The sequence below is a fragment of the Ruegeria sp. BHSB196 genome (assembly GCF_059613135.1).
Genome location: NZ_JBXWRY010000021.1, coordinates 68,155 through 75,164, shown reverse-complemented (window position 1 = coordinate 75,164; position 7,010 = coordinate 68,155). Strand labels below are relative to the sequence as shown.

At 64.0% G+C, this 7,010-nt stretch carries 5 protein-coding genes and 1 pseudogene; all 6 read left to right on the top strand.

Annotation, left to right across the window (positions count from 1 at the left end; translation table 11 throughout):
- A pseudogene (locus AC2FNJ_RS12055) lies at nt 1–594 on the top strand (ParB/RepB/Spo0J family partition protein); the annotation flags it as partial.
- A 74-nt stretch (nt 595–668) separates the two neighbouring features.
- The gene (locus tag AC2FNJ_RS12050; RefSeq protein ID WP_090525080.1) at nt 669–1,262 is read left to right on the top strand and encodes a regulator; all 594 of its coding nucleotides are present in this window, start codon (nt 669–671) and stop codon (nt 1,260–1,262) included.
- Nucleotides 1,262–1,918 carry a DUF6927 domain-containing protein gene (locus AC2FNJ_RS12045; RefSeq protein ID WP_496764453.1) on the top strand — a complete coding sequence of 219 codons (657 nt, stop codon included), beginning with the start codon at nt 1,262–1,264 and terminating at the stop codon, nt 1,916–1,918. Before AC2FNJ_RS12050 ends, AC2FNJ_RS12045 begins: the two co-directional genes overlap by 1 nt.
- A 104-nt stretch (nt 1,919–2,022) precedes the next feature.
- A complete protein-coding gene (locus AC2FNJ_RS12040; RefSeq protein ID WP_074838673.1) occupies nt 2,023–2,322 on the top strand; it encodes a type II toxin-antitoxin system RelB/DinJ family antitoxin in 300 nt (99 codons plus the stop codon).
- Nucleotides 2,309–2,584: a type II toxin-antitoxin system RelE/ParE family toxin gene (locus AC2FNJ_RS12035; protein WP_040884151.1), complete on the top strand. Its 276-nt coding sequence runs from the start codon at nt 2,309–2,311 to the stop codon at nt 2,582–2,584. The genes AC2FNJ_RS12040 and AC2FNJ_RS12035 overlap by 14 nt, the downstream gene beginning before the upstream one ends.
- 106 nt (nt 2,585–2,690) lie before the next feature.
- Nucleotides 2,691–6,953 carry a strawberry notch-like NTP hydrolase domain-containing protein gene (locus AC2FNJ_RS12030; protein ID WP_496764450.1) on the top strand — a complete coding sequence of 1,421 codons (4,263 nt, stop codon included), beginning with the start codon at nt 2,691–2,693 and terminating at the stop codon, nt 6,951–6,953.
- Nucleotides 6,954–7,010: the final 57 nt, after the last annotated feature.

Below are 7,010 nucleotides of genomic sequence, written 5' to 3'. Positions count from 1 at the left end.
AAGATCGATGCCCGCAAGGAATATCGCAACCACGCCAAGATGGACGAGATCGACGAGACCTCGCTCGAGCAGGTGGCGGCGGCCCATGATGCGCTCGATCTGTCCTGGTTGGACGAGGCCCGGTCTCCCGCCGATCAGTTTGCGGCGTTTCGCGCGTTGGAGGCGGGTCAGAAGGCCAAGCTCGTCGCCTATGCGACGGCAAGCACCACGCAGTCCTGCTTCGCCCGGGACCGCCAGCGCGACAGCCTGATGCATGCGTTCGAGATCGAGATCATGCCCGACATCCGCGCCCACTGGACGCCGAATGCGGCGCTCTTCAACCGCTTCAAGAAGGCCTGGCTCCTGAGGATCCTCGGCGAAGATCTGGGTCTCGCCCAGGAGGCGGTGACGCTGGCCTCGTCGAGCAAGAAGGAGATCGTCGCCTTTTGTGACAAGCTCTTCGCCGAACCCTTCGCCACGCTCACGGATGCGCAGCGCGCTGCCGTGGCCGCCTGGTGCCCGCCGATGATGCAGACCAACGGTGTCACCTTTGATGAGGCGGAGACCACTGCGGAAACCCCGGAGCCTGCCAGCGAGGTCGCGCAAGCGGCCTGACCCATCAATTGACCCGCGCGGAGCATTCCGAGCGCGCGGGTCGACCCTTCCAAACCGAACAGAAAGACATCCCCATGGCTATTCTCAAGTTCTCTGCGTCCGCTGTCGCGGCGCAGATCGCTCATGCGCGCGCCTGCAAAACCTTCCTGCCCAACTGGAACGGCCCGGTAGACAGGCCCGCCCTGATCCTGATCGTCGGCAATGGTGTGCATCTGCGTTCGAACGGCATCGATGGCACGACCACCCGTATCGTCACCACCGAACAGGCCGATCCCTCCTTTGCCTTCGCCGACGGCATGAACCCATTTCGGGATACCGACTGGATGGCGCAGCGCCGCATGGCGTTTCGCGATCTGACCGGCCAGTTCTACACCGACATCCTCGACGATGTGCAGGTGCTCATCGACCGGGGGCGGGGTGCGATCCGGCTCGCCACCGATGGCCACAGTATCCGCGTCTTCGTGCGCCGGGCCTCGGATTATCTCATCGGCGGGACCTACGAGGTGCCCTCGGGCCTCGGCGGCACCTTCCGAGTCATTCTCAAGGATGCCTGCGACACCTTCGCGATCGTGCAGAACTGCGGCAATTGCGAGGATTTCGACGCCATGCAGCCCTACCGCGTGCCGCTCGATGCGCTGATGGAACTCGATGATCGGAGGGTGGCTTGATGGGATGGCTCTTCTACACCGACCGCCGCGTCAAAACCTACGCGGATGAGAAAGCAGAGATCACCCGGCTCTGTACCTTTGAGGGAGGCAAGCGCAAAACCGAATTGGTCAAGGCCTGCAAGGTCGGCTCCACCTGGTATGCAGCGGCTAGGGTTACCAATCGTGACGGCACCCCTGTTGAAGACGCGACCTATGTGACCGATGCGGACGGCTCGATCACTTTCGGGGCTGTCTTCCTCACCCGATACGATGATGGCTGCTGGGGCTACAAGGACATGGAGGAAAGCGCGGGACCGGTCGAATCCCGCGCGCCACTGAGCCTGTTGGCCCTGCTGTCCGAGCTGAAAGACCCGGACAGCTATGCCCAGGACTGGCGTCAGCGCTGCCGGGACTGGGCGTCGATCCCGGACTACGAGGAAGGCGACAAGATCAGGCTCGCCACGCCCGTAACGCTCACCGATGGCAGTACATGCCAGATCGTCACCGCGACCCACTACAGGCGGGGGCGGCAAAAGCGGCGCTGCTACCGCATCGAGGAAACCGGCGGCCTCGTGCGTCTGTCGAAGGCCTCGCTTGCAGGCTCGGAGCTGCTCAGCTCTGCAAAGGGCGAGGCCAGTCCTGTGCTGGCGGAGTTCCTGGCGGGGCAGGGTGGCTGAGTTTCCCGCTGAGACAACACCACGGGACTACGCGCGCACATACTGCCGACTTGAATTCGTATCTCAAATGAGATACATCATTCCCATCAACTGGAGGACCATCCATGCCTGCCCAAACATCCATGCTTCATGTCCGTGTTGACGATCAGCTGAAAGCACAGGCGTCGGACGCACTTGCGGGCGTCGGTCTGACGCTCTCCGACGCGGTGCGTATTCTTCTAACCCGCGTGGCCGCAGAAGGCGGATTGCCTGCCGGATTGACCGCTGATCCGGATGCCTATGACGCCTGGTTCCGGGCGAAGGTACAGGAAGCGCTGGACGATCCAAGCCCCACAACGCCCCATGCCAAGGCGATGCAAGACGCCCAGGCGTTGATTGACGGGAAGCGCCTTGCCAAATCTTGAATGGAAAGCCACGGCCATCGCCGACTTGCTGGCAATCATTGACTACATTTCCGACGACAACCCGGATGCCGCCCAAGTTCTCAAAGATGAGATTGAACACAAGACGTCCCTTCTTCCAGAACGCCCTCAAATGTATCGTGCGGGCCGTGTCGATGGGACCCGGGAGATGGTTGTTCGGCCAAACTACATCGTGGTTTATGTTGAAGGCCCTGAGATGGTGACCATTTTGCGCGTTCTTCATGCTGCGCAGCAGTGGCCATGATCGGGGTGCAGGCCCCCCGCTAAGAAATTGCCCGCTCTACGCCTTCAAAGTGTAGAGCGGGCTTTTTGTCCTTTGGAACTCAGACCCTGATCCAAAGGAAACCCCCATGTCCAAGCCCCGCTCAACGCTCCCCAATCCTGTTGAATCCGACGCTAACCTCGCCTCTGCCCTCGCGCAGATCGGCGCGGAGGTCGACAACCAGCCCCTGCGCAGTTCAGCGCTCGCGCGTATCATGCGCGAGACGTTCCATGGCAGCGATGCCGGCGGTGCCTGGGACTGGCGCATGGCATATGACCTGATGCAGGCCGCGGCTGTTCAGGTGCTGCTGCGTGGGGAAGGTGCTTCAGGTGACATCGCCGCTGCAAGGCTGCTTGCCTCGCGGCTCCTGACGGAAACCCGCCGCTCCGAGCAGCAGATCCGGCTGCAGCAGTTTTCCACGCCGCTGCCATTCGCGGCGCTGGTCTTGCGGGCCGCGGCGATCCGCAAGGGCGAGACCGTGCTGGAGCCGTCGGCGGGCACCGGTGCCCTGGCTGCTTTCGCCGCCCGGGCCGGTGCCACGCTTTTGCTCAACGAGATCGACCCCTTTCGTCAGCGCCTCCTGCGCGCGGTTTTCGGCGGCGAGGTGACGGGCCATGACGGCGAGCATATCGACGATCTGCTGCAGTCGACGGTTCTACCCGACGTCGTGGTGATGAACCCGCCCTTCGCCTCCTCGGTCAATCGTTCCCGGGACAAACACATCGCCGCCAAACATCTCATCGCGGCTGCAAAGCGTCTCGCGCCCGGTGGGCGGCTGGTGGCGATCATGCCGCCGGGATTCACCTCCGAACGCGATGCCGCGCATTGGTCCCGCGCCTGCGGCCTCCTGACGCCGCGCCTGGCGCTGTCGATGCCGGGACAGGTCTATCGCAAGCTCGGCACCTCTGTGGAAACCCAGCTGATGGTCTTCGACAAGGTGCAGGAAGGCGGCGAGATGATCCGCGCCAGTGTCCGGGACTTGGATGAAGCCCTTCCTTTTGTCGATGCCGTGGCCGCGAGCCGTCCCGAGGCACGGCCCGCCCAAAGGGCGGCGACGATCCCTCACGCTCGGCCGACCGTTCAATCATCTGTCCCGCGCAAGACCGCCGCCGGTGTTGTCACCGCCTCCAAACCCCGGGCCAATGCCGCAGTCCCGCTCAGCTTCACATGCTTCGATGTCCCGCGCGATAATACGCCCGTCTCGGATATCTATGCACGCTACCGTCCGCAGCGGATCGAGATCGCGGGTGCGCAGGAACATCCCACGCCGCTGGTCGAGAGTATCGCCATGGCCTCGGTTGCCCCGCCCATGCCCTCAAATACGGGCCGTGATGACTTGCGCCTGCCCGCACGGTTGGTCGAGGAGGGCGATCTCTCCGAGGCGCAGCTCGAGACCATCATCATGGCGCATGATGCCCATGGGCGTGATCTGCCCGGTCGGTTTACCATCGATGACGACCAGACCAAGCTGACGCGCGCCGATGATGACCCTGACGCACAGGCCTATCGCCTTGGTTACTTTCTCGGCGACGGCACCGGTTGCGGCAAGGGGCGCGAATGCGCGGGGCTCATTCTCGTGAACTGGCTGGCCGGGCGCAGGAAGGCGATCTGGGTCTCCAAATCTGTCACGCTCATCGAGGACGCGATCCGCGACTGGACCGATCTCGGCGGCTCGCCGGCGGATATTCAGCCGCTCTCCAAATGGAAACCGGACCAGCCCATCCCGATGGGCGACGGGATCCTCTTCGTCACCTACGCCACGCTGCGCTCGGCTGGCAAATGCGGCACCACGCGACTGAGCCAGATCCTCGCCTGGATGGGCGAAGGCTTCGACGGCGTTCTTGCCTTCGATGAAGCCCATGCCATGCAGAACGCGGCAGGGTCCGAGCAGGGCAGGGGGGTCAAACCTTCTCAGCAGGGCCTTGCTGGCCTGCGGCTGCAACTGGCAGCACCCCGCGCCCGCGTCTTCTACATCTCGGCCACGGGCGCCACGAGCGTGCACAACCTCGCATATGCCGCGCGGCTGGGGCTCTGGGGGCAAGGCCCCGAATACCCCTTCCCGAGCCGCGAGAGCTTCGTTTCAGCGATGGAGGCGGGCGGTGTCGCTGCCATGGAGGTGGTCGCGCGCGATCTCAAGACGCTCGGCCTCTACACGGCACGCGCGCTCAGCTTTGACGGTGTGGAGTATGACGTGCTCGAACACGCGCTCACCCCGGCCCAGATCGAGATTTACGACGCCTACGCGGGTGCGTTTCGGACGATCCACCACAATCTCGAGGCGGCGCTGACGGCGACCGGTGTCAACGATGCCTCGGGCGAGACCAATGCCTCGGCCGCACGCGCCTCTGCCAAGTCCCGTTTCGAGAGCACGAAGCAGCGCTTCTTCAACCATCTCCTGATGGGCATGAAAGCCCCGACCATCATCCGCGCCATCGAGGAAGATGTGGCGGCAGGCCATGCTTGCGTCATCCAGGTGGTTTCAACAGGCGAGAGCCTGCTGAAACGCCGGCTTCAAACGATGGACGCGGAAGATGAACTCGTTGAGGGTGCCCTGACGCCGCGCGACTATGTTCTGGGCTACCTGGAACAGGCCTTCCCGATCCATGCGCAAAAGCTGGTCGAGATCGACGGCAATATGGTGGCGGAACCTTTGCGGGATGAGACCGGGGCGCTCGTTGTCTCGCGCGAGGCGCTCGCCCTGCGCGATGCGGCCATGATGGAGTTGATGACGCTCGCCCCGATCCCCTCGGCGCTCGACCAGATCCTCTGGGCCTTTGGTGAAGAGGCTGTCTCCGAGGTCACGGGCCGATCTATCCGGCCCCTCAAGGCCGAGGATGGCCATCTCTTCATCGAGAAGCGCGCCGCCAGCAGCAATTCCTCCGAGACCCAGGCCTTCATGGACGGCGAGAAGGATATCCTGATCTTCTCCGATGCGGGTGGGACGGGCCGCTCCTATCATGCCGCAAAGACGGCCAAGAACCAGAAGCGGCGGCGACATTACCTGCTGGAGCCCGGTTGGCGTGCCGATGCGGCGATCCAGGGGCTGGGGCGCACGCATCGATCGGCCCAGATCAGCGCACCCTTCTTCCGGGTCTGCACCTCAGATGTGCATGGCGAGAAGCGCTTCACCTCGACGATCGCGAAACGCCTCGATCAGCTTGGGGCCCTCACCAAAGGCCAGCGCGAGACCGGCTCGCAGGGCATGTTCCGGGAGGAGGACAATCTCGAAAGCTCGATCGCGCGGGCGGCGCTGCGTGGGTATTTCGCCGATCTTGCCGCTGGGCGCGCCGAGGCGATGAGCTACGAGAGCTTCACCGACTGGACCGCTCTGCGGCTGATCGACAAGGACGGTGTGCTGCTCGAAGAGCTGCCGCCGATCCAGCGGTTTCTGAATCGGGTGTTGGCGCTGCCCATCCACATGCAGAACGCGCTCTTTGCCGAGTTCATGCGCCGGATCGCTGATCAGACTGAACGGGCGCGCGCGGCGGGCACGCTCGATCTCGGCGTGGAAACCCTGCGCGGCGAAAAGATCGAACAGGTCTCGACCGAGGATCTCTGGACCTGCCCGAAATCCGGCGCCGTGACGCGGATCATCGGGCTCGAGGTCACCGACCCAGTCCATGTGCTGTCGGCGGATGACGCCCTGCCGCGCAATCCCGACAAGCTGCCGATGGTCAATCGCGCCTCCGGTCGCGCGGCGCTCATCTCGGCACGTCCGATGCAGATGTATGACGAGGACATTGTCACGCTGATGCGCAAGGCGGCGCGGCCCAACGGGTCGAGCTACCTCGAGGAGACGCGGTTCGAGTCTTCGGCATGGGAAGAGATCGGCAGGCCTGAATTCGCACGGCTTTGGGATGAAGAGGCTGCGTCCCTGCCCAAGACCACCACCACCAAGCTCTACCTGCTGACCGGGCTCTTGTTGCCGATCTGGAAGGACATTCCGACCACCAATGAACGCATCTACCGGGTCACGCCGGACGGGGCGACGGCGATGATCGGGCGCACGCTGAGCGAGGAAGGGGCGGCCGCGCTGCGCGCCCGCTTTCTCGTGTCCAACCCGCAAACACCGCAGGAGATGTTGACCGCCGCCCTCGGCACCACCGCGCCTGTCGATCTGGGCCGGGGTCTCACCTTGACCCGTCGCCGTGTCGCAGGCGAGATGCGCCTCGAGCTGGGCGGCGCCGACAGGGGCATGATCGACGGCCTCAAGGCAATGGGGTGTTTCACTGAGATCATCGCCTTCCAGCTGCGGGTGTTCCTGCCGCATGGGGACGGGATCGACACGGGAAGCATTCTGGCCCGGATCGTGGGGCAGCGAGCCGCTAGAGCGGCAGAACAAGCCGCCTGAAAAGTCAAAGCGGGCTTTGGGTCGGGCGCCGCGGATCGGGCTTTGGCCGGTCTGCGC